The organism is Staphylococcus sp. EG-SA-14 (assembly GCF_017151935.1).
GTDB classification, from domain to species: Bacteria; Bacillota; Bacilli; order Staphylococcales; family Staphylococcaceae; genus Staphylococcus; species Staphylococcus aureus.
In genome coordinates, this window is sequence record NZ_JACVZM010000009.1 from 23,724 (window position 1) to 46,535 (window position 22,812).

General features: G+C 34.1%; 22 protein-coding genes and 1 pseudogene. 7 read left to right on the forward strand and 16 right to left on the reverse strand.

Going from position 1 to position 22,812, the window contains the following annotated elements; translation table 11 throughout:
- Window positions 1-152 precede the first annotated feature (152 nt).
- A complete protein-coding gene (tarF, locus tag IDG63_RS07130) occupies window positions 153-1,322 on the reverse strand; it encodes a teichoic acid glycerol-phosphate transferase TarF (RefSeq protein ID WP_000598259.1) in 1,170 nt (389 codons plus the stop codon).
- A gap of 316 nt (window positions 1,323-1,638) precedes the next feature.
- On the opposite strand from tarF, the gene IDG63_RS07135 reads away from it, so the two are divergent.
- Window positions 1,639-1,833, forward strand: coding sequence for a hypothetical protein (locus IDG63_RS07135; RefSeq protein ID WP_000140073.1), 195 nt, complete (start codon window positions 1,639-1,641; stop codon window positions 1,831-1,833).
- A 359-nt stretch (window positions 1,834-2,192) separates the two neighbouring features.
- On the opposite strand, the gene tarK is transcribed toward IDG63_RS07135, so the two are convergent.
- The 12 genes and pseudogenes from tarK to IDG63_RS07195 form a co-directional block, all read right to left on the reverse strand.
- Window positions 2,193-3,887, reverse strand: a complete 1,695-nt coding sequence (tarK, locus tag IDG63_RS07140) for a teichoic acid ribitol-phosphate polymerase TarK (RefSeq protein ID WP_000169004.1) — start codon at window positions 3,885-3,887, stop codon at window positions 2,193-2,195.
- 21 nt (window positions 3,888-3,908) lie between these two features.
- Window positions 3,909-4,934, reverse strand: a complete 1,026-nt coding sequence (locus IDG63_RS07145; RefSeq protein WP_000610182.1) for an alcohol dehydrogenase catalytic domain-containing protein — start codon at window positions 4,932-4,934, stop codon at window positions 3,909-3,911.
- Window positions 4,927-5,643 carry a 2-C-methyl-D-erythritol 4-phosphate cytidylyltransferase gene (locus IDG63_RS07150; RefSeq protein WP_000638475.1) on the reverse strand — a complete coding sequence of 239 codons (717 nt, stop codon included), beginning with the start codon at window positions 5,641-5,643 and terminating at the stop codon, window positions 4,927-4,929. The genes IDG63_RS07145 and IDG63_RS07150 overlap by 8 nt, the downstream gene beginning before the upstream one ends.
- 527 nt (window positions 5,644-6,170) lie before the next feature.
- On the reverse strand, window positions 6,171-7,214 hold the full coding sequence (locus IDG63_RS07155; protein WP_000645607.1) for a galactitol-1-phosphate 5-dehydrogenase: 1,044 nt from the start codon (window positions 7,212-7,214) through the stop codon (window positions 6,171-6,173).
- 23 nt (window positions 7,215-7,237) lie between these two features.
- Window positions 7,238-7,384, reverse strand: coding sequence for a hypothetical protein (locus tag IDG63_RS07160; protein WP_000230358.1), 147 nt, complete (start codon window positions 7,382-7,384; stop codon window positions 7,238-7,240).
- Between the two features lies 1 nt (window position 7,385).
- Window positions 7,386-8,441, reverse strand: a complete 1,056-nt coding sequence (locus IDG63_RS07165; RefSeq protein ID WP_000646203.1) for a zinc-binding dehydrogenase — start codon at window positions 8,439-8,441, stop codon at window positions 7,386-7,388.
- 17 nt (window positions 8,442-8,458) lie between these two features.
- Window positions 8,459-9,718, reverse strand: coding sequence for a PTS galactitol transporter subunit IIC (locus IDG63_RS07170; RefSeq protein ID WP_000120109.1), 1,260 nt, complete (start codon window positions 9,716-9,718; stop codon window positions 8,459-8,461).
- Window positions 9,719-9,944: 226 nt separating this feature from the next.
- Window positions 9,945-10,223 carry a PTS sugar transporter subunit IIB gene (locus IDG63_RS07175; protein WP_000815795.1) on the reverse strand — a complete coding sequence of 93 codons (279 nt, stop codon included), beginning with the start codon at window positions 10,221-10,223 and terminating at the stop codon, window positions 9,945-9,947.
- Window positions 10,224-10,245: 22 nt separating this feature from the next.
- Window positions 10,246-10,713, reverse strand: coding sequence for a PTS sugar transporter subunit IIA (locus IDG63_RS07180; RefSeq protein ID WP_000531481.1), 468 nt, complete (start codon window positions 10,711-10,713; stop codon window positions 10,246-10,248).
- Window positions 10,698-12,794, reverse strand: coding sequence for a BglG family transcription antiterminator (locus IDG63_RS07185; RefSeq protein WP_001012746.1), 2,097 nt, complete (start codon window positions 12,792-12,794; stop codon window positions 10,698-10,700). The genes IDG63_RS07180 and IDG63_RS07185 overlap by 16 nt, the downstream gene beginning before the upstream one ends.
- A gap of 130 nt (window positions 12,795-12,924) precedes the next feature.
- Window positions 12,925-13,024, reverse strand: a pseudogene (locus IDG63_RS07190) (hypothetical protein).
- Between the two features lie 109 nt (window positions 13,025-13,133).
- Complete coding sequence (locus tag IDG63_RS07195; protein WP_000823215.1) at window positions 13,134-14,069, reverse strand: nucleoside hydrolase; 936 nt, start codon at window positions 14,067-14,069, stop codon at window positions 13,134-13,136.
- Between the two features lie 361 nt (window positions 14,070-14,430).
- Between IDG63_RS07195 and IDG63_RS07200 the strand changes: the two genes are divergently transcribed.
- Window positions 14,431-15,960: a PTS transporter subunit EIIC gene (locus tag IDG63_RS07200; RefSeq protein WP_000838211.1), complete on the forward strand. Its 1,530-nt coding sequence runs from the start codon at window positions 14,431-14,433 to the stop codon at window positions 15,958-15,960.
- Window positions 15,961-15,986: 26 nt separating this feature from the next.
- The gene (locus tag IDG63_RS14900) at window positions 15,987-16,112 is read left to right on the forward strand and encodes a hypothetical protein (RefSeq protein ID WP_001789457.1); all 126 of its coding nucleotides are present in this window, start codon (window positions 15,987-15,989) and stop codon (window positions 16,110-16,112) included.
- A 167-nt stretch (window positions 16,113-16,279) separates the two neighbouring features.
- Here IDG63_RS14900 and IDG63_RS07205 read toward each other — a convergent pair whose 3' ends face one another.
- Together IDG63_RS07205 and IDG63_RS07210 are read right to left on the reverse strand one after the other, a co-directional pair.
- Window positions 16,280-17,233, reverse strand: coding sequence for an L-lactate dehydrogenase (locus tag IDG63_RS07205; protein WP_001031880.1), 954 nt, complete (start codon window positions 17,231-17,233; stop codon window positions 16,280-16,282).
- A gap of 310 nt (window positions 17,234-17,543) precedes the next feature.
- Entirely contained in the window at window positions 17,544-17,651 is a 108-nt protein-coding gene (locus IDG63_RS07210) for a hypothetical protein (protein ID WP_001791329.1), read from the reverse strand.
- Between the two features lie 154 nt (window positions 17,652-17,805).
- On the opposite strand from IDG63_RS07210, the gene IDG63_RS07215 reads away from it, so the two are divergent.
- From IDG63_RS07215 to nikA, 4 genes are all read left to right on the forward strand, one after another.
- Window positions 17,806-18,951, forward strand: coding sequence for a globin domain-containing protein (locus tag IDG63_RS07215; RefSeq protein WP_000954807.1), 1,146 nt, complete (start codon window positions 17,806-17,808; stop codon window positions 18,949-18,951).
- 25 nt (window positions 18,952-18,976) lie between these two features.
- Entirely contained in the window at window positions 18,977-19,150 is a 174-nt protein-coding gene (locus IDG63_RS07220; protein WP_000773989.1) for a hypothetical protein, read from the forward strand.
- A gap of 156 nt (window positions 19,151-19,306) precedes the next feature.
- The gene (locus tag IDG63_RS07225) at window positions 19,307-19,663 is read left to right on the forward strand and encodes a DUF488 domain-containing protein (RefSeq protein ID WP_000215222.1); all 357 of its coding nucleotides are present in this window, start codon (window positions 19,307-19,309) and stop codon (window positions 19,661-19,663) included.
- A gap of 197 nt (window positions 19,664-19,860) precedes the next feature.
- Window positions 19,861-21,336: a nickel ABC transporter substrate-binding protein gene (gene nikA, locus IDG63_RS07230; protein WP_000669655.1), complete on the forward strand. Its 1,476-nt coding sequence runs from the start codon at window positions 19,861-19,863 to the stop codon at window positions 21,334-21,336.
- A gap of 313 nt (window positions 21,337-21,649) precedes the next feature.
- On the opposite strand, the gene IDG63_RS07235 is transcribed toward nikA, so the two are convergent.
- On the reverse strand, window positions 21,650-22,792 hold the full coding sequence (locus tag IDG63_RS07235; RefSeq protein WP_072414224.1) for a PrsW family intramembrane metalloprotease: 1,143 nt from the start codon (window positions 22,790-22,792) through the stop codon (window positions 21,650-21,652).
- Window positions 22,793-22,812 lie beyond the last annotated feature (20 nt).

The window sequence follows — 22,812 nt, forward strand, 5'->3', positions numbered from 1 at the left end:
ATTTTGCTTATATTTTAGCATATTTTGTTTAAACCTATATTACATTATATCAGACGTTTTCATACACAAATAATAACATACAAGCAAACATTTCGTTTATTATTTATATCACTTAACTAATTAATTTATAATTTTTTATTGTTTTTAAGTTATCACTTAAAAATCGTTTGGCAAATTCGTTGTGACGCGTGTCCATCTTCTAATGAACAGAATTTTTGATAAAATACCGTTCGTGCTTCAATATACTCATTTGCAGTCTCATCGATATGTTTTAATGCATCAATGAGTGCTGTTTGATTTTCAACAATTGGACCTGGCAACTCTTTTTTATAATCCATGTAAAAACCTCTAAGCTCATCGCCATATTTATCTAAGTCATACGCATAGAAAATTTGCGGACGCTTTAATACACCGAAGTCGAACATGACAGATGAGTAGTCGGTAACTAACGCATCGCTGATTAAGTATAAATCCGAAATGTCTTCATAATCTGAAACGTCTTTCACAAAATCATCATGTTCATCAATACGTGTCACAACTAAATAATGCATGCGTAATAAAATAACATAATCATCATCCAGCGCTTGACGCAAAGCTTCTATATCAAAGTTAACATTAAATTGATATGAACCTTCTCGAATCGCTTCATCGTCACGCCAAGTTGGCGCATACATAATCACTTTTTTATCTAATGGAATATTTAATCTTGTCTTAATACCATTAATATATTCAGTATCATTGCGTTTATGTGATAATTTATCATTTCTTGGATAACCTGTTTCCAAAATCTTATCTCGACTAACATGAAATGCATGTTGAAATATCGATGTCGAATATGGATTAGGTGACACTAGATAATCCCAACGTTGGCTTTCTTTTTTAAAACCATCTTGGTAATTTTGAGTATTTGTTCCTAGCATTTTAACGTTACTAATATCCAAACCAATCTTTTTCAATGGCGTGCCATGCCATGTTTGTAAGTACGTCGTTCGCGGTGATTTATATAACCAATCTGGTGTACGTGTGTTAATCATCCATGCTTTCGCTCTTGGCATCGCTAAAAACCATTTCATTGAAAACTTTGTAACATATGGTACATTGTGCTGTTGGAATATGTGTTCATATCCTTTTTTCACACCCCATATTAATTGGGCATCGCTATGTTCAGTTAAGTATTCATATAATGCTTTGGGGTTGTCGCTGTATTGTTTACCATGAAAGCTTTCAAAATAAATTAGATTCTTGTTTGGCAATTTTGATAGTAATTTAAATGTCGTATATATACTGTGTTCTATCAATTTTTTAATTGTAGTTTTAATCATGTCGTACCTCCGACGTGTTTTTGTAATTATATTAATACGTATGAGCAAGCTCATTGTAACCATGCCTATTATAGCATTTCATCATAAAATACATTTAACCATTACACTTGTCGTTAATTATCATACGAAATACATGATTAATGTACCACTTTAACATAACAAAAAATCGTTATCCATTCATAACGTATGTGTTTACACATTTATGAATTAGATAACGATTGGATCGATTATTTTATTTTACAAAATGACAATTCAGTTGGAACAGGCTGGGACATAAATCAATGTTCTATGCTCTACGAAGTTATATTGGCAGTAGTTGACTGAACGAAAATGCGCTTGTAACAAGCTTTTTTCAATTCTAGTCAGGGGCCCCAACACAGAAGCTGACGAAAAGTCAGCTTACAATAATGTGCAAGTTGGGGAGGGGCCCCAACAAAGAGAAATTGGATTTCCAATTTCTACAGACAATGCAAGTTGGGGTGTGGGCCCCAACACAGAAGCTGACATATAGTCAGCTTACAACAATGTGCCGGTTGGGGTGGCTGAGACGGCACCCTAGGAAGGGACCCGTCATCAAAAATTCTATTTATAGAATTTTACAGTAATGTGCCAGACGGGCAAAGCGAAGCCATTCAATACGAAGTATTGTATAAATAGAGAACAGCAGTAAGATAATTTTCAATTAGAAAATATCTTACTGCTGTTTTTTAGGGATTTATGTCCCAGCCTCTTATGCATGAAAAATCAAAAGGTTATTCTCATTGTATAGTCCTGCTTCTCATCATGACATGTTGCTAACTTCATTGTCAGAACCCTTCTTGAAAACTATGCCTTATGACTCATTTGCATGGCAAGTAATATATGCCAACATTAGCGTCTAAACAAATCTTTGACTAAACGTTCACTTGAGCGACCATCTTGATATTTAAAATGTTTATCTAAGAATGGTACAACTTTTTCAACCTCATAATCTTCATTGTCCAAAGCATCCATTAATGCATCAAAGGATTGTACAATTTTACCTGGAACAAATGATTCATATGGTTCATAGAAATCACGCGTCGTAATGTAATCTTCTAAGTCAAATGCATAGAAAATCATCGGCTTTTTAAATACTGCATATTCATATATTAAAGATGAATAATCACTAATCAACAAGTCTGTAACAAAGAGAATATCGTTAACTTCACGATGATCTGACACATCGATAAAGTATTGTCTATGTTCACGTGAAATATTAAGTCTATTTTTTACGAACGGATGCATTTTGAATAACACAACTGCATTATGCTTCTCGCAGTATCTTGCTAAACGTTCAAAATCAATTTTAAAAAATGGATAATGTGCCGTACCGTGACCATTACCTCTAAATGTCGGTGCGAATAGAATAACTTTCTTACCTTTTATAATTGGCAATTCATCTTCCATCTCTTGTTTAATTTGTGTTGCATAAGCTTCATCAAATAGTACATCAGTACGTGGTACACCTGTTGGTACAACATTTTCTTCTCTAATTCCAAATGCTTCAGCATAAAATGGAATATCGGTTTCTGATGATACATATGCTTTCGTGTAACTACGATGATTTAATGAATCGATAAACGGACCACCTTTTTTACCTGTACGACTAAAGCCAACTGTTTTAAAGGCACCAACGGCATGCCACACTTGAATAATTTCTTGTGATGGTCTAAAGCGAACCGTATAAATTAATGGATGGAAATCATCGACAAAAATATAATCAGCCTTACCAAGTAAATATGGCAATCTAAACTTGTCTCTCCATTTACGTCTATCCGTAATATTCGCCTTAAATACTGTTTGAATATCGTAATCAAAATCTACTTTTTGGCGTAGTAACTCATCATATACATATTTAAAGTTACCTGATAAATTCGGACGCGAATCTGATGTGAATAATATTGTTTTGCTTCTTTTAATATGTAGTAACTTTGTAATATTAAAAATAGCTTTAAATAAGAAACTTCTACTTTCAAATGAAGCTTTATGGCCTTGTTTATGAAGCCAGTGTGCGCTTGTCGCAATGACCCCTGATTTCTCTTGAGGTAAGGTGATTTCAATATCAAATACAAATTCGTTAACGTCACTTGCTATTTCTGGAGTAATGGTATAAACCGTATGTTGTGATACGCCACCTTTGCGGAAAACTTTAGCTTCGTTGGCTAACACATAGTTTGCTTTTCCATTTTGTGTAGTCAGCTCATTGTATTCCTCAATTTGCTCTTCATTTAATGCCGCATAAGCTTGATCAATAATATTTGGATTAAGTTGTCCAATATACTCTAACTGGTCATGATAAACAAATAAATATTTATCCATTGGTAAATAATACCCATCGTCTAATATTGCGACATTGAATCTACATAGAAATGTATTACCGTCTATTTTCATTTCATTTGCTTCTAATGTTTTTGTTTCGGTTAAATTCCTCAGAACAAATTGTCCTGATGTTAAATCGACACCTTCACTATGTCCTTCAATATATAACTGAACACGTTCCCAGTATATGTTATCAATATGTATTGCTTGTTTCGTTTTTGTCATTGTTATTCCCCCATCGGTTTATTAAATCGTCCATTTCAATACTGTTTTTCCCCAAGATGTCGATAAATCCATTTCAAACGCTTGGACGATATCTTGCATCGTACATACATTAATTTCATGTCCTTTTAATAAGGCTAATTTTTCAACAATGTCTGGGTACTTACGATATAAATCAACAACTTGCTCAAAATCTTTAGAGCCGCTTCGACTACTACCAATCAACGTTAATCCTTTTTCAAGTACTAATCGTGTATTCACTTCCACGGGTAATTCACTTACGCCTAACAAAGCAATACTGCCTTCTGGTGAAATATGTTCAACTATTTGTTGAAGTGCAACTTGACTTCCTTTACCTCCAACACATTCAAATGCATGATCAATTTTAAGATCAGCTGGTATTTGATTTACTGTAAAGATGTCATCTACAAATGAAAAATGACTTAATTTATAGTCTGTCTTACCAAATACATAAATTTTAGCTTCTGGGTACAACTTACGTAGCAAAATAGCTGTAATATAACCTAAGTTACCATCACCCCAAATACCAAAACTGGTTTTCAAAGGTATAGATTTACGTTCAAATCGTTGTATAGCATGATAACTTACTGACACTAACTCTGTGTATGAAATCGTACTCAAATCAATGTCATTAGGCAGCGGAACGATACGATCATGTGCCATCACAACGTAGTCTTGCATAAAACCATCATAACCACTAGATCTAAAATAACTAGAGGCTAAGTAATTCTCCGCGATAATATGATGTTGCTCTGTAGGTGTATTCGGCACCATTACTACTTTCGTACCTTTTTCAAATACTCCTTTACTATCGAATACAACTTCACCAACAGCTTCATGAACTAATGACATTGGCAATTTTTTGCGCAGTACATTTTCATCTCTTCGACCTGTGTAATACCTTTGATCAGCTGCACAAATAGACAAGTATAAAGGTCTTACGATGACATGATTACCATAAATATCAACATTATTATATGTGACGTCGAACTGTCTCGGTGCAACGAGTTGATATACTTGATTAATCATCGGCAATATCACCTTGAATAATGGCATTTGCTACTTTTAAATCATACGGTGTTGTCACTTTAATGTTGTATAGTTCTCCACGTACCAATTTAACTGCATGTCCAGATTCGACAATGATTTTACATGCATCTGATAAGATTTCTTTTTGTTCACTACTTAAGGCGCGATAACTATCTTGTAATAATTTAATATTAAATGATTGTGGTGTTTGGCCTTGATACATTTCATTCCTTACAGGGATACTGTGTATGTTCTGTTTATCTTTAGACATTACAATCGTATCAATTGCTTCAATGACTGTATCTACTGCACCATATTTTGCTGCTACTTCAATGTTCTCTTTAATAATACGTTGAGTTAAAAATGGTCTTACGGCATCATGAGTTACAATCACATCATCATTATTAATTCCATTTACATTGCGAATATGGTCGATAATGTTCATAATTGTTTCGTTTCGATCCGTACCACCTGCAACTACTTTGACACGTTGATCTGTAATGTTATATTTTTTTAAAATATCCTGTGTATGGGAAATCCACTGTGCTGGTGTTGCGATAATAATCTCATTAAATTCACTCACTAAAATGAACTTCTCAATTGTATGAATTAAAATCGGTTTATTATCAATATCTAAAAATTGTTTTGGTAATGGCACGTTCCCCATTCTCGAACCAATACCTCCTGCTAAAATACCTGCATAAATCATGTTGTCCTCCATTCTGTCATTACATCATTTCCATTTATACATTACTGACCTATGCCCGAACATAAGCCTAACCTATTGCTCACTTGCCTCTTTTATTAAGTCAAAGGTAGTTGTCGCAATAGTGTGATAATTTTTTATAAAAATGTATTTTTGTAACTGACCTTTCTAAGTTGTTTTGCCATGCAGTTAATCATTAACACTGACGATATTAAATTGTTAAAGGTATTAATGTTTACTCTTTTTCAAATTCATTATTACTGCCATCATTTTACCATATATTATAATAAATTTATCTTATTAAGTGGCTGTACTTGATTTTCACTCTAAAAATTATCAAATATTGCCATCTCATTTTAAGTATACAAAATGCAAAACAACCGATTCACAAGCATATTTCACACAAGTAAACCGGTTATTTAGCAACGTATATTCGAAGATGAATTATTTCGATAGTATCTGTAGACCAGACGGCATTCGCACTTTCATAGCTATAACTATACCAGCGTTTTCGTCCTCAAAGGTGCATACTAATAAATCGTAAACATGACTTTATCAAATCGTTCTTTCTTGTTAACTAATTTATCAAATGTCTCCGGGCCTTTTTCTAACGGTAAAAAATGAGAAATAATAGGCTTTACATTAATATCTTTCGTCTTCATATAATGTAAGGTTGCCGTCCACTCTTTCCCCGGAAAATTACTGGACAAACAGTTCCAAGAGCCACATACTGTCAACTCGTTACGCAGAATTTTTTCAAAATGAACGCGATTAATCTCAATATCATCATATGGTATTCCGAGTAATACCACCTCGCCACCTTTTTTAGGTAGCGTCAATATTTGACCAATCGTAGCTTTAGCACCTGATGATTCTATAGCTAAATCGATTTGATTGGCGTAATGATTTTCGATGAATTTCTCAAGATTTTCTTCTTTTGAATTGATTGTTTGATGTGCGCCCAATGATGTTGCAATATCTAGTTTATGCGCATCTATATCTATAGCGATGATATGCGCAGCACCAAATATTCGTGCCCATTGAATAGCTAACAATCCTATACTGCCACACCCCATTACTGCAACAGTCATACCAGGTTGTATATTCGATTTATAAAACCCATGCGCAACAACGGCTGATGGCTCAACCATTGCTGCTTCAATGTAATCAACATTGTCTGGAACCTTTAAAACATTTTGCGCTGGCAATTTGACATATTCCGCGAACGATCCAGGTTCATATGAGCCAATGACGAATAACTTTTCACATCGTGCATATTCACCTTTTAAACAATACTCGCATTGATAACAAGGTATTGCTGGGCAACCTGTCACTTTGTCGCCTACATTAACATGCGTAACATCACTTCCAATGGCATCTACAACACCTGAAAATTCATGACCAAATGGCATACCTTTAATGTATGGCCCCATTTTTTTGTATCGTGACGTGTCTGAACCACATATGCCAGTCGCTCGTACTTTAACAATAACGTCATTCGCACTTTCAATGACTGGCTTTTCATTATCCTCATACCGTAAATCTTCTACGCCATATAATTTCAATGCTTTCACTTGTAAATCACCTCAAATTTGATTTAATTCACAACTTTTTTCTTTTTAAAAATACCTGTCGCAAAATAACCTGCAATGACGATGGAATTACTTACGAGTAAATGTTCCATATAAAAATCAGTGATTTGTCTTAATGGCCCAAGCATAAAAGTTAGCATTGATTCTACCATATTAATTCTCTCCTTCATTTTCATCTAAATCGAGCGGCTTAAGTAATGCTTTAATACCTTCGCCAGATTTTAAATGTTGATACGCCTCGTCCCATTTCGAAATATCATATATTTTTGTCACCAAAGCTTCAGCATTTACTAAACCATCCGCCATAAGTTGCAATGAAGGTTCCCAATCTGCTGGCTTTTGACTTCTACTACCAACAACTGTTATTTCTTTTTGAATCACTTTTTCCATATCAAATGGAATTTCAGCATCCTTAAAAATACCTATTTGACTGTAGAAACCTTTTTTGCGTAAAATATCTAAACCTTGTCGTGCTGCTGGAACTGCACCTGAACATTCAACAACAACATCTGCACCGTAACCGTCTGTAATTCCATTGATATACGTTTTTAAGTCTGTTTGTTGTAAATTGACTACATAATCCATGTGCAATGCTTCTGCTTTATCTAATCTGACTTTGTCATTGTCCAATCCAGTTACCACAACAGTTGCGCCTTTACTTTTCAACACTTGTGCTACAAGTAATCCGATTGGCCCAGGTCCCATTACAACTGCTACATCTCCAGAGTTCACTTGAATCTTAGAAACGCCATGATGTGCACATGCTAATGGTTCTGTCATAGCTGCAGACTGATACGATACTTCGTCTGGAATATGATGCAAACTTTCTTCACGTGCAATGACATAATTAGTAAATGCGCCATCAACTTGTGTTCCAATACCTTTTCGATGGTTGCATAAATTATAGTCTTTTGATTTACAGTATTCACACTCATTACAAACATAGAATGTCGTTTCAGAAGTGACACGGTCACCAACTTTAAAATCTTTAACGTCTGCTCCAACTTCAACGATTTCACCAGAAAATTCATGACCTAATGTCACTGGAAAATTAACTTTATAATGCCCTTCATAAGTATGAATGTCTGTGCCACAAATTCCTGCATAATGTACTTTAATCTTTACTTTATCATCTAGCGGTGTTGCAACTTCTTTATCAAGAAGTTCTAAGTTGCCATGTCCTTCTCTTGTTTTTACTAAAGCTTTCACCACAAACACCTCGATTTTTAATTGAATAGACTAAATAGTTTAAAGATAAGATAGTTAACGATATTACCACCTTGATCAATACTTGAAATTTCAGATGAACCTTTTGGCATTTGTACATTCGTACCTTTCGCCATATCTGTGAAAATGGGTGCTACGTCTGTTGCAATATATAATGAAATTGCAATCATAATCGTACCCACAATGACAGAATGAATAATGTTTCCTCTTGCTGCACCAACAATAAACGCGACAACAAATGGTATAGTTGCTAAGTCACCAAAAGGTAGTACTTGGTTTCCTGGTAAAATAACGGCTAATAAAACAGTGATAGGTACTAAAATTAATGCTGTCGAAATAACCGCTGGATGACCTAATGCTACAGCCGCATCCAATCCAATATAAATTTCACGTTCGCCAAAACGTTTATTTAGCCATGTTCTTGCAGACTCTGAAACTGGCATTAAACCTTCCATTAAGATTTTTACCATTCTAGGCATTAATACCATTACTGCAGCCATTGACATTCCTAAATTAATGATGTCTCCAGGTTTGTAACCTGCTAACACACCAATACCTAAACCTAAAATTAAGCCGACAAAGATAGACTCTCCAAATGCGCCAAAACGTTTTTGAATTGTTTCAGGATCAGCATCTAACTTATTCAGACCGGGTACTTTTTGTAACAATTTAACTAAGTAAATACCTGGTGCATAAGAAATTGTGCTTCCTGTCGCAATCGATACACCTGGTAAATCAAAGAACTCACTCATCATCGGTGCTGTCCAATCTGCTACTTTCAAACAGATAACTTGGAAAATAACTGCTGCTAATAACGCTTGCCAAATACTGCCTGATACGGCATAAACCATTGCTGCTGTAAACGTATAATGCCAAAAATTCCAAATATCTACATTCATCGTCTTTGTCACTTTAGTTACTAGCAATACAACGTTAACTATGATTCCGAGTGGAATAATAAATGCTGCGACAGATGATGCCCAAGCGATAGATGATGTTGCTGGCCAACCTACATCAATCACATTCAGACTGACGCCTAAATTTTTAACCATCGCTTGTGCTGCTGGCCCTAAATTTTTAACTAATAAATCGATGACTAAGAAAATCCCTACAAAAGCCACACCTATTGTTAAACCAGACCTAAATGCCGCTCCAATTTTCTGCCTAAAGAATAGGCCAAGCAAGAATATGACAACCGGTAAAATAACAGTTGCACCTAAATCTAAAAATCCCCTTACAAAATCAGTGAAGTAACTCATATTTAAACCCTCCCTGTTATATATGCATTGTCACGATACTTTCCGATTGTGATTACATTTGACGTTACGGTCATTTCAACGACAACCCTTGCTACATTCGACTGCAATCCCTTTGAATTACAGTCACTGCGTTTCTATGTCATCAACAATCATTTGTCGTGATAGTCATTTATATGCAATTTGCATATATTAATATGTTATTGACCCACGTTACATATCAATTCCGTTATTTTTGTAACTCTGTTAAGATTTGTTGTTTTGTTTCTTCAATACCAATACCAGTTAAGAAATTACGTGCGTTGATAACTGGGAATTTATATTCTTTCTTTGTCATTGCAGTTGTAACTAATAAATCTGCAGTGTCTTCATAAGGTCCAACTTCTGTAATTTTGATTTGTTTAATATCTACTTTAATATTGTGTTCCTTTGCCATTTCCTCAATTGCATTATTTACTACTGTTGACGTTGCAATACCTGCACCACACGCTACTAATACTTGTTTCATTTTCAATTCCTCCAATTAATTTTTAGTTATATTCCAAATAATCATTGATTAGTGTTGCTAAAATTGTTTCATCTTTCGTTCGTAGAATCTGCTCCAATTTTTCTTCACTTTGAAAAATTTGCATCAACTGTTGTAATAGCTTAAGTTGATCATCTACTTTATCCATTGCTAACATAAAAACGATTTTCACTTCTGTCTGTTGATCAAGTGTTCCCATTTCAATAAACGGCACCTCTTTTTCTAGAACAGCCACACCTATCGTTCTATGGTTAATATGTTCGACATCTGTATGCGGTATAGCGACCGAACATAGATGTGTTGGTAAACCAGTAGCAAATTCTTTTTCTCTGTCGATGACTGCATCTTTAAACGTTGACTTCACGAACCCATTTTGAAATAACACTTCTGACATTTGTGACAATACGGATTCTTTATCAGTTGCCGACAAATTGAGCATTATATTTTCTTTATGCACTAATTGCTGTCCCATCCATTTTCCCTCGCTTCTTTATTTGAATAATTTTTTAAAATCTCATTTACATCAGAATTTTTGCGACTTTGTATGATGCGCTTAATTGCGTCATTGTCTTGCGCCACATCTCTCAATTGTAGTAACGCTCTTAAGTGTGTCACTTTATCAACAGCAGCAATAGGTACAATAATATGGATTGCTGTGCCATCTGACATGTATATTGGTTCTTGTAATATCAACATACTCATCGCCGTTTTATGTACATGCTTTTCAGAGTATGCATGTGGAATAGCAATATTTTGCATGATAACCATATACGAATCATCAAATACCTGTTGCATCTCATGAATATATTTAATATCAATAAAATGATTAGCAACTAACACATCACTTGCTTTAGCAATAGCTTCATCAATATTTTCAACATGATGTATTCTTTTCACGTGCCTTGCTGGTATCAAGTCAGCTAAATCTAATGTCTTATTTTGTGTGACAATCGATCCATTAATGGTTGAAATTGAATTATAATTCGCAATAAAATCTTCTAAACCATCACGTAGTTCTGTAATGTCATTAACTGTCGTTGTGCGTTCAATTAATGCCATTAACTTGTTTATTTCCTTATCAATGTCAGCCGATTCTTTATTAATGTACTTCATCACTTCTTTACGTAACTTTCGTTGCTCATTTTCAGATAAAGCTACTTTTGTGATAAATAATTTTTTATGTGTTAGGACAAACATTGGTGAAAAGACGATGTCATAATCTAATGTGTAATTTTCAAATGTTCTAAGTGAAATCGCATCTAAGAAAATAATTTCTGGAAATAAGTTTCGCAACTCGTATAACATCATTTGTGATACTGACGTGCCTTGTGTACACACGATAATAGCTTTTATCTTGCCATCGAAGTTTTCATCTTGACGTCTCAAACTACCTCCGAACAACATGGTTAAATATGCTATTTCATTATCAGGCAACGATTTTCCGAAATATTCAGTTAACGATTGACATGATTGTTTCACCATATGAAATAAGGATTGATAATTTCCTTGTAAAGGATTTATTAATTCATCACGATCCGTTAAGTTATATTTAATCCTATAAAAAGCAGGCGTTAAATGTAACAAGAGTTGCTGTGATAATTTCTCCTTATCTTCAATGTTAATAAAAGTGATTTGTTCAAAATGGTGAATCATTTGAGCGATGGCCATCGTTAAATTCGATATGCTATCTGATTCTTGCAAATCAGTCCATTGCACACTTGTTGAAAGTAAGTGTAATGTCAAATATAACTTTTCCGCTTCTGGCAAATCCGGCTCATGTTGCGTCATAATCTCCGTTGCTTGATATTCTTTCGTATCCCTCAAATACTGATAATTAATATTTAATGGATTCATCACATGACCACTTTGAATTCGTCTACGAATCACACAAAGGACATAAGGCAATGAACTAAGTGATTTGTCTATAAAGCGACTCTTCAAAAATTGTTCTACCTGTTTGATCTTGTCTTTTTGATATGCGATATCTTCGAATGTTAAGTTGAGCGCCTTTAAAACTTCACTTTTAGTAATATCATGATTCAACCTTTGATCAATCAATTTAATGAAGAAACGGCGAACTTCAAATTCATCACCAACAATTTCATAACCATGTTTTCGAGAATACTTAAGTGACAAACCATGATTTTCCAATTGCTCTTTCACATGATTTATATCGTGAATGACAGTATTTTTACTGACTTGTAAATCAATTGAAAAATGGTTTAGAGACATTGCGTTTTCCTTACTAAAAAGCATGAGCATTAAATAATAACGACGTGTTTCTATGCTAAAAATGACATTGTTGCCGTTTAACATTTGCTGCTCCGATACATCTCGCTTGAATAACGTCATGATTTCAGAACTTACAATAAAATTTCCTTGGCTTGTTCTTTCAAGTTTTGGATAACCCTCTTGTTCAAGCCACAAATTGATTTTTTGAATGCGATATCCTAGTTGTCTACGAGACAAACCAAATATCGATTCAAGTTCTTTACCATGAATAGTAGGATTCAATACAATTTCTCTGAGTATTTGCTGATTATCCCCGTTCATGTTCGATCCTCCTTTGAGCATCTGAGCTCAATTTATCATCAATCGTCACACCGATGTACACACTTTGAACACATATTTTCAAAATGAGCATGTACATCATTGTGATGTTTTAACAACATTTCAATTATATCTATATTTTTTGTGATTTTAATCTTTTAAAATAAAGCAATTGAAATTTTTGCATATATTTTTGTGTTTTGTGTTTTTTTTGAAGCATTTTTAACATACATATCTCAATCATTATCAAATTGTCATGACCATTGTAACCCAATACAAAAACCCTAAGGACGCTTATATCAGGCGCCTTAGGGTTAACTGTATCTATTTAATTAAGTATTATTATTCGTATGTACGTAACTTATGGTCTATCAAGTTCCACACTTCTTCAACATCAACTGCTGTAGCAAAATAAGCATTGGCAGGCTTACCTGTAACATGATTTAAATCGACAGCCATAGTGCCATAAGTTAGTGGACTTTGATGTTCAATGTCGATATTAACGGGTACCATTGTAAACAATTCTGGTTGTAACAAATACAAAATTGTACAAGCATCATGTATTGGACCACCATCCATATTAAAGTGAGTCTTGTATGTCTTCTTAAAGAATTGCAATAATTCTACGACGAACTGTGCAACAGGATTATTGATACTTTCAAAGCGTTCAATCACGTGATCGTCGGCTAAAACTTGATGTGTTACATCTAAACCAAACACATTTATAGTAATCCCACTTTCAAAAACACGCTTCGCTGCTTCAGCATCTACCCAAATATTGAATTCTGCTGTAGGCGTCCAATTTCCAAATGTACCACCACCCATCAAAGTAATAGATTCAATATGCTCAGCGATTCTTGGCTCACGAATCAATGCCGTTGCTACATTCGTAAGAGGACCTGTCGCTACAATTGTTACAGGTGTATCACTCGTCATCACTTTGTTTATAATCACATCTGATGCTGGCATTGCAACTGCTTGACGTGATGGTGTCGACGGTAGTTTCGGACCATCTAATCCAGATTCCCCATGTATTTCAGAAGCAAAGGCAGCTGGTTTAATTAACGGCCTATCCGCACCTTTCGCTACTGCTATATCTTGGCGTCCCATAATATCCAATACGTTCAAGGCGTTTGTCGTATTCTTGTCAACTGATTGATTACCTGCGACTGTTGTTACAGCTAATATCTCTAGTGGACTGTCAATTGCCCCCGCTAAAATTAATGCTATTGCATCATCGTGTCCTGGATCACAATCCATAATAATCTTTCTTTTCATTTATATATCCACCTTTCTTAAGTTGTTATCGATAGCTTATGTATATTTATTTATGTGGTGAATCATGTTTATTTTGAAAAATAGTTTTAACTTTCTCATATTTTTGGATACAAACACTATTTATCTATTTTATGGCTTATAAATTTATCCGATATGCCTTATCAACCTACCTCGCTAAAAATAGGATGTCTACATATCTATACCGACTTTTGTCAACTCATTTTCACAACAATATAAACAGCAATTTATATGATTGTTACATGATTCAAACAATTTTTATGAAAAATATTTTCATACACAGAATATATATTGATATTAAATTTCTCAAAAGCTATATTGAGAATAATTAGGAGGGATGTTGATGAAATCTTTATTTGAAAAAGCACAGCAGTTCGGCAAGTCCTTTATGTTACCTATCGCAATCTTACCAGCTGCAGGTCTATTGTTGGGTATCGGTGGTGCATTAAGTAATCCAAACACCGTTAAAGCATACCCTATTTTAGATATTACCTTATTACAAAATATTTTTACATTAATGTCAGCTGCAGGTAGTATTGTTTTCCAAAATTTACCGGTCATCTTTGCAATTGGTGTCGCAATCGGATTATCTAGAAGCGATAAAGGTACTGCAGGTTTAGCTGCGCTGCTCGGTTTCTTAATTATGAACGCAACTATGAATGGCTTATTAACTATCACGGGCACATTGGCAAAAGATCAGCTTGCACAAAATGGACAAGGCATGGTGCTCGGTATACAAACGGTTGAAACCGGTGTTTTTGGCGGGATTATCACAGGTATTATGACTGCAATACTTCACAACAAATATCACAAAGTGGTATTACCACCGTATTTAGGTTTCTTTGGTGGCTCTAGATTTGTCCCTATTGTCACAGCATTTGCCGCAATCTTTTTAGGTGTATTGATGTTTTTCATTTGGCCAAGCATACAAACCGGCATTTATCATGTTGGTGGATTTGTAACGAAAACAGGTGCCATCGGTACTTTTGTTTATGGCTTCATCTTAAGATTGTTAGGTCCACTCGGTTTACACCATATTTTTTACTTACCGTTTTGGCAGACGGCACTTGGTGGTACTTTAGAAGTCAAAGGGCACTTAGTTCAAGGTACGCAGAACATCTTCTTTGCTCAACTTGGTGATCCAGATGTGACGAAGTATTATTCAGGTGTGTCACGCTTTATGTCAGGCCGTTTTATTACGATGATGTTCGGCTTATGTGGTGCCGCACTTGCAATTTATCACACAGCTAAACCTGAACATAAAAAAGTTGTCGGCGGTTTAATGTTATCCGCTGCACTCACTTCATTTTTAACAGGTATTACCGAACCTTTAGAGTTTAGTTTCTTGTTTGTCGCACCTATTCTTTATGTAATCCATGCCTTCTTTGATGGATTAGCATTTATGATGGCAGACATTTTCAACATTACAATTGGTCAAACCTTCAGTGGAGGCTTTATCGATTTCTTACTCTTTGGTGTGCTACAAGGTAATAGTAAAACAAACTACCTATACGTCATACCTATTGGAATTGTGTGGTTCTGTTTGTATTACATCGTTTTCAGATTCTTAATTACGAAATTTAATTTCAAAACACCTGGTCGAGAAGATAAAGCTGCAGCACAACAAGTTGAGGCTACTGAAAGAGCACAAACTATTGTTGCTGGTTTGGGAGGCAAAGATAACATTGAAATCGTTGACTGTTGTGCAACGAGACTACGCGTCACACTTCATCAAAATGACAAAGTCGATAAAGTATTACTCGAAAGTACTGGTGCCAAAGGTGTAATCCAGCAAGGCACTGGTGTGCAAGTAATTTATGGGCCTCACGTTACAGTTATCAAAAATGAAATTGAAGAATTGCTCGGGGATTAAGACTAACCGAAATATCAACAGAACTAATGGCAACGATGTACGAAGTAAGAAGTGACATCGTTGCTTTTATTTTTAATGTTACATTTGAAGCATTAAGTTCATCATGCACTGTAGTGAGCCCGCAAATCGCCTCTGCTAGACAATCATCTTAATGCTATGATTAAAGCTTAAGTGCCAGATTTGAATTTAATTTCAACAACGACTTTCACTACATTAAAAATAGGGCTACTCGACACATATAGTTGTATCAAATAGCCCTTTATACAATTTTTTGGGTAAGGTTTTACAATTTTTGGAATGGTATAGATTTTATAAAAAGTTATTTAAGTTCTTCTGCTTCAGCCATAATATCTTTTAATGTTTTAGCTGAATGTGCGAACTTGCTTTGTTCTTCGTCGTTTAATGGGATTTCTACGACGTTGCGAATACCGTTTCTATTGATGACTGCTGGAACACCAATATAAACATCTTCTTCATCATATTCGCCTTCTAATAATGCTGATACAGTCAATACGGCATCTTCATTTCTGAAAATCGCTTCAGTAATTCTAGCTAATCCCATTGCAACACCATAATAAGTGGCACCTTTAGCTTGAATAATGTCATATGCTGCATCACGTGTTTGAACAAAAATTTGTTCAATTTGCGCTTTGCCCTCAGGACGTTGTTCAAGTAATGTCTTCAAAGGTTGACCCGCAATATTAGCGTGTGACCATACTGGTAATTCAGTGTCACCATGTTCACCAATAATTTGAGCATCGACGCTACGTGGCGCAACATCGAACGCTTCGCTTAACAATAATCTAAAGCGTGCAGAGTCTAAAATTGTACCAGAACCTATAACACGTTCTTTAGGTAAACCAGAGAATTTCCATGTTGCATACGCTAAAATATCAACAGGATTTGTAGCTACCAAGAAAATACCATCAAATTTTGATGCCATTACTTCACCAACAATTGATTTGAATATTTTCAAGTTTTTAGATACTAAATCTAAACGTGTTTCTCCAGGTTTTTGTGCAGCACCAGCACAGATGACAACTAGATCCGCATCATGACAATCACTGTATTCGCCAGCTTTCACACGAACTGTTGTTGGAGAATATGGTGTGGCATGTTTTAAATCCATAACATCTCCTCGAACTTTTTCAGTGTCTAAATCAATGATGACTAATTCATCAACAATGCTTTGGTTCACTAATGAAAATGCGTAGCTTGAACCTACTGCACCATTACCTATTAATACAACTTTGTTCCCTTTAAATTTGTTCATTACAAAAACTCCCTTATGATTAATTCACTAACATACGTGTAGTTTCAAATATGTTAGTTTAATGCTGCTTATTGACGATACAAAAACAAATAAACATCTCTTTTATTTTCAACGCATAACTTAAAAGGTCATGTGTCATCCGCTTTTAAGTTTGTGATTTATTTCACATATAAAATGTAACATGCATTAAGTACTGGGTCAATATTAAATTGTGATTTATTTCACATTTTATTTTAATTTTTACACCTTTTTAATTTGTATACGATTACATCTTAGATGTCTTTAGTCTTCGTACTTCGCCAGTGATTATTTACACTTTCACATTTTTATTATCATGTTTACTTTTTTCTAAGAAAACAACAATGTTTTTTGAATTAGTCAGATAAATGCGCGCAATCGTCGGTGTGCAAACAGACAATTGTACACAATGCTTATTGATAAGTATTTAAAAAATTAAAAATGTCATACAATTATCAAATTTGCCATTTTATTTATATTTTCTCAAACTAATTAATTGAATATCGAAATTTTTAGTAGAATAATCAAAATAGACAGATTAAAGGAGGAGTATCATGCTTACAGAACAAGAGAAAGACATTATCAAACAAACAGTGCCTTTACTTAAAGAGAAAGGGACAGAAATTACGTCAATCTTTTATCCAAAAATGTTTAAAGCGCATCCTGAACTTTTAAACATGTTTAATCAAACGAACCAAAAACGAGGCATGCAATCTTCAGCATTAGCACAAGCTGTAATGGCCGCAGCGGTTAATATCGATAACTTAAGTGTTATTAAACCAGTCATTATGCCAGTCGCATATAAACACTGCGCACTACAAGTTTATGCTGAACATTATCCAATTGTGGGGGAAAATTTATTAAAAGCCATTCAAGACGTGACAGGATTAGAAGAAAATGACCCTGTCATTCAAGCTTGGGCAAAAGCATATGGCGTTATTGCGGATGTGTTCATCCAAATTGAAAAAGAAATTTATGATCAAATGATGTGGATAGGTTTTAAACCATTCAAAATTACCAATATTAAACAAGAATCTGAAGACATTAAATCATTTACAGTTGAAACTGAAGAATATGACTTTAGTGAATTTACACCAGGCCAATACATCACAGTTGATGTTTCTAGTGATAAACTTCCATATAGAGCTAAACGTCACTATTCTATCGTATCAGGTGAAAAAAACCATTTAACTTTTGGCGTTAAACGTGATGTCACAACAGAACATGAAGGCGAAGTTTCAACAATTTTACACGATGAGATTAAAGAAGGCGATATGATTAATTTAGCTGCGCCTGTAGGTGGATTCGTATTAGAGAATACGACTGAACCACAACTTTTCTTAGGTTCAGGTATTGGTGTTACACCTTTAGTAGCTATGTATGAAGCTGCCTCTGCCAAAGGTTTAGATACACAGATGGTTCAAGTTGCTGAAAATGAACAACATTTACCTTTCAAAGACAACTTCAACAGTATCGCAAGCCATCATGACAACGCTAAATTATATACACACTTAAAAGATAAACAAGGCTATATTGGCGCTGAAGAATTACAAGTATTTTTAGCAAATAAACCTGAAATTTATATCTGTGGTGGTACAAAATTCTTACAATCTATGATCGAAGCACTTAAATCTTTAAATTACGATATGGATCGCGTACACTACGAAACATTTATTCCAAGACTAAGCGTTGCAGTATAACTGAGAAAAGAGGTTTAGTGCTCATATGAAACTTAATCAACGTTACGTAAAAGTATTTGCATTATATTTCGTAAGTATTGTTACTGCAAATATTATTGTTAAAAATAATAATTTAATTAAAACATTGATACAAACCATAGCCGGGTACACGGTCTTTGCAGTTGGTTTGAAGTATTTAACTAAACGTAAAAATAAATGACATCTATACCAAAACAGCTATGACTTTACTTTGTCATGGCTGTTTTTTAATTGGGAGTAGGACAGAGATGATATTTTCGCAAAATTTATTTGGTCGTCCCACCACAACATGCATTGATGTATGCTCACTGAATTTCATAAGAAAGGAGTTCACAAGATGACCGTAGATATTGGACGGATTTATGACAATAAAGATAATACCGACGCTATTCGTATCCTAGTCGATAGAGTCTGGCCGAGAGGTATTTCGAAAAGAACTGCTAACCTAGATTATTGGTTAAAAGACATTGCCCCTTCTACTGAGTTGCGACAATGGTTCCAACATGATTCTAAACTTTTTGGAGCTTTTAAAGAAAAATATGAAAAAGAATTACGTGATCAGGATGCGCAAAAAGATGCTTTTGAAAAATTAAAGGATATTGTAAATCAGCATAATCATGTTCTATTGTTATATGCAGCAAAAGATACTAAACATAACCAAGCTGTAGTACTACAGCAGTTGCTCAATACTTAGTTATATATGTTTATCGTGAATCACTATAAATATCGCTAACTTCATTTCTAATATTTATTTTTAAAAAGCATAATTACTACAATTAATTGAACTTTAATAATTACTAAACTTGAACAACATTTTACTTTAACAAAATAAAGTTTTAAAATATTAATTGTTGGGTTTTACATAGTAATTAGAAAGAGAGTGTTAATGAAATGAAGTTTAAAAGACTAGCAACTATATTTTCAGCAGTATTAGTGTTATCAGGATGTGGCTCAATGCATTCATCTGGCAAAGACTTAAATATTTCGTTACCGTTAAAAACAAAGTCTATTGCACCTTATGAAACAGATGTACCAGTTAAGATTGGTGCTGCAGAATCATTATTTAAAACAAATGATCAAGGAAAAATAGAAAAAGCATTAGTGAAATCGTATCATCAACCAAATGATACAACGTTAGATATAGAATTAAAAGATAATATTAAATTTCAAAACGGTCAAAAATTGACTGCAGAAAAAGTGAAATCTAGCCTTGAAAATAGCATGAAAAAAAGCGACTTGGTCAAATATTCATTACCAATATCATCAATTACCGCTAAAGGTCAAAAACTGACAATTAAAACCAACTCCGCTTACCCTGAACTTGTATCTGAATTAGCTAATCCTTTTATGGCAATTTATGATACAGATGCTAAATCAGATGTTAATCAAACTCCTGTTGGTACAGGCCCTTACCAAATAAAAGATTATAAGCAATCTCGAAAAATATCATTGTCGAATTTTAAGGACTATTGGCAAGGTAAACCCAAACTTGATCATATTACTGTGACGTACCAAGAAGACGGCAATAATCGCGTCAGAAATTTAGAATCTCAAAAAGATGATTTAATAACTGATGTCCCAGTTAATAAAGTTCAAGACATAGAAAATAATCAAAATTTAAAAGTGTCAAAAGAATCTGGATTTAGAACTTCTTTACTTATGTATAATCATACTAATAAAAAAATGACTAAATCCGTTCGTGAAGCATTAGATCATATCATTGATAGACAAGGTATTGCAGATCATATTTATCAAGGTTATGCGAAACCTGCAACGAGTCCATTTAATGATAAAATTCCATATATTAAAGAACCTAAGTTAACCAAACAAAATATCGAACAAGCAAAAACGTTATTAGCTAAAGATGGTTATACAAAAGAACACCCTTTAAAAATTAAGTTAATTACGTATGACGGTCGTCCAGAGCTATCGAAAATTGCGCAAGTATTACAATCAGATGCTAAAAAAGCAAATATTGAAATCGACATTAAAAGTGTTGATGACATAGAAGGTTACTTAAAAGACCGTTCTGCATGGGATGCAACGATGTATAGTTTTGGGACAATCCCTCGCGGTGATACAGGTTATTTCTTTAATCAAGCATATAAAAAAGATGGTGCTATTAATAAAGGAGACTACAATAATAGCAACGTCGATGATTTAATTAATCAATTGAATCATACTGTAGATGTTAAGGAACGTCACAATATTTCTAATGATATTATTAAATTATCAAGTCGAGATGTACCAAACAGTTATATTGCTTACAACGATCAAATAGTCGCTGCTAACTCTAAGGTTAAAAATTATAAAGTAACACCTGAAGGTATCTATTTAATCGATTATCGAACAACGATTGAACGATAAGGGAGTGTGGGACATTGATTTATGTCTCAGCCCTGCTTCAACTATAAAAACCACGCCGAAGTCATCCAATATGATTATGGCGTGGTTTAATTTGCTTATATGATTGTATTAATTTCTGTTTGATGAATTTCAATAAAATGATTATTACATACTTTCAGTGAATCATGTTCATTTTATATAAATCTAATTGTCACTATTTGTTTAACGTGAAACACTTTTTTAACTCCAAAAAGTATTCCTATTCCACTCTTTTAAAGACAAATTATAAAAATAGCTTATGTCACAAACATATGAGCAACATAAGCTTTAATTATTATTCGTCTACTTTTTTCTGTTGTTCTTTAAATTCTTTCTGCAGTAAATTCACTTGTTTTAAACCTGCCCCCATTAAAATGAATACAAGTATCCACACAATAACGATTAAAATAAATATTTTCAACGTATCACTGCCAAGTACAGTTAAAGATGTATCCCAAATGCCATGTAAAACAACGGCTGATAAAAAGAATATTAAAAAGCGTTTATCAAAAATATCTTTGAATTTAAAGCCATGCTGTTCTTTCGCAATAACTATTGCAGCACCAACAATCGCTGACCAAACTAAATGACCACCAATCGCAGTCCACGCACGTGTGAAGACAATATCTAATAATGGGACATTTTCTCCTAAAGCGAAATTCAAAATATAACCTGCTGATTCAAAAACTGCGAACCCTGCACCAATAGCAGCACCGATTAATAATCCATTCAAAATCTTATTTGTTTTCAATTTATTTACGAAATAAACAATAATGAGTGCTTTTCCAGTTTCTTCAACTAATCCTACTAAAAATGCATCGAAAAATGTTAAAGAACCAAACCTTTCGAATTGATCACTAAAAACGACAAATCTATATAATACCATCGTACTTAGTAATGAAAATACGCCGCCAATAAAGAACATGATAATAACTTCAAAAATGCTAATATTTTTAAACGCATTTGATTCATAAAAGAAGAACAAACCCGATAATGGTACTGTTAAAGCCCCTATAAAAATGAGACCCGGAATCGCGTTAGTGTTATTAAAAATTGCTGCCATGACCCATAATCCAATAAATGTTACTGTGAAAGCGATGAATACTCGAGAAAAGAGCCATGGCTTCCCCCATTCTTCTGATATGTCACAAATTGCTGGCGTAGTTTTAGCAGTACCCGCTATAAATATTTCATCTGCTTCGTTTTTAGTATGCGGCTTAAATACTTCAGAAAGCATATCTTTTAAATTAAGATTTAAGCTTTCATCATTGCCCGCTAGTCTACCGATTGATTTGGTTGCATTATCAAATAAACTTCTTGCTTCGTTTTTTAAATCTGTATTTTGCGCTGTTTCATGCGCTTTAGCTTCCATTTGTTTATCGATAGATTCATTATGTATGTCGGACGTCTTAGTTGATTGTGTACTTGCTGATGACATCCCCTCTTCACCTGTATTAG

Coding starts and splice junctions, on each gene's coding strand:
- IDG63_RS07185 (WP_001012746.1), bottom strand. CDS start 12,794: ATGAACGGGGATAATCAGCAAATACTCAGAGAAATTGTATTGAATCCT.
- IDG63_RS07145 (WP_000610182.1), bottom strand. CDS start 4,934: ATGATTAATCAAGTATATCAACTCGTTGCACCGAGACAGTTCGACGTC.
- IDG63_RS14900 (WP_001789457.1), top strand. CDS start 15,987: ATGGCAACGATGTACGAAGTAAGAAGTGACATCGTTGCTTTTATTTTT.
- IDG63_RS07225 (WP_000215222.1), top strand. CDS start 19,307: ATGACCGTAGATATTGGACGGATTTATGACAATAAAGATAATACCGAC.
- IDG63_RS07200 (WP_000838211.1), top strand. CDS start 14,431: ATGAAATCTTTATTTGAAAAAGCACAGCAGTTCGGCAAGTCCTTTATG.
- IDG63_RS07160 (WP_000230358.1), bottom strand. CDS start 7,384: ATGGTAGAATCAATGCTAACTTTTATGCTTGGGCCATTAAGACAAATC.
- IDG63_RS07205 (WP_001031880.1), bottom strand. CDS start 17,233: ATGAACAAATTTAAAGGGAACAAAGTTGTATTAATAGGTAATGGTGCA.
- tarK (WP_000169004.1), bottom strand. CDS start 3,887: ATGACAAAAACGAAACAAGCAATACATATTGATAACATATACTGGGAA.
- IDG63_RS07180 (WP_000531481.1), bottom strand. CDS start 10,713: ATGGGACAGCAATTAGTGCATAAAGAAAATATAATGCTCAATTTGTCG.
- IDG63_RS07150 (WP_000638475.1), bottom strand. CDS start 5,643: ATGATTTATGCAGGTATTTTAGCAGGAGGTATTGGTTCGAGAATGGGG.
- nikA (WP_000669655.1), top strand. CDS start 19,861: ATGAAGTTTAAAAGACTAGCAACTATATTTTCAGCAGTATTAGTGTTA.
- IDG63_RS07170 (WP_000120109.1), bottom strand. CDS start 9,718: ATGAGTTACTTCACTGATTTTGTAAGGGGATTTTTAGATTTAGGTGCA.
- IDG63_RS07220 (WP_000773989.1), top strand. CDS start 18,977: ATGAAACTTAATCAACGTTACGTAAAAGTATTTGCATTATATTTCGTA.
- IDG63_RS07175 (WP_000815795.1), bottom strand. CDS start 10,223: ATGAAACAAGTATTAGTAGCGTGTGGTGCAGGTATTGCAACGTCAACA.
- IDG63_RS07195 (WP_000823215.1), bottom strand. CDS start 14,069: ATGAAAAGAAAGATTATTATGGATTGTGATCCAGGACACGATGATGCA.
- IDG63_RS07215 (WP_000954807.1), top strand. CDS start 17,806: ATGCTTACAGAACAAGAGAAAGACATTATCAAACAAACAGTGCCTTTA.
- IDG63_RS07235 (WP_072414224.1), bottom strand. CDS start 22,792: ATGTCATCAGCAAGTACACAATCAACTAAGACGTCCGACATACATAAT.
- tarF (WP_000598259.1), bottom strand. CDS start 1,322: ATGATTAAAACTACAATTAAAAAATTGATAGAACACAGTATATATACG.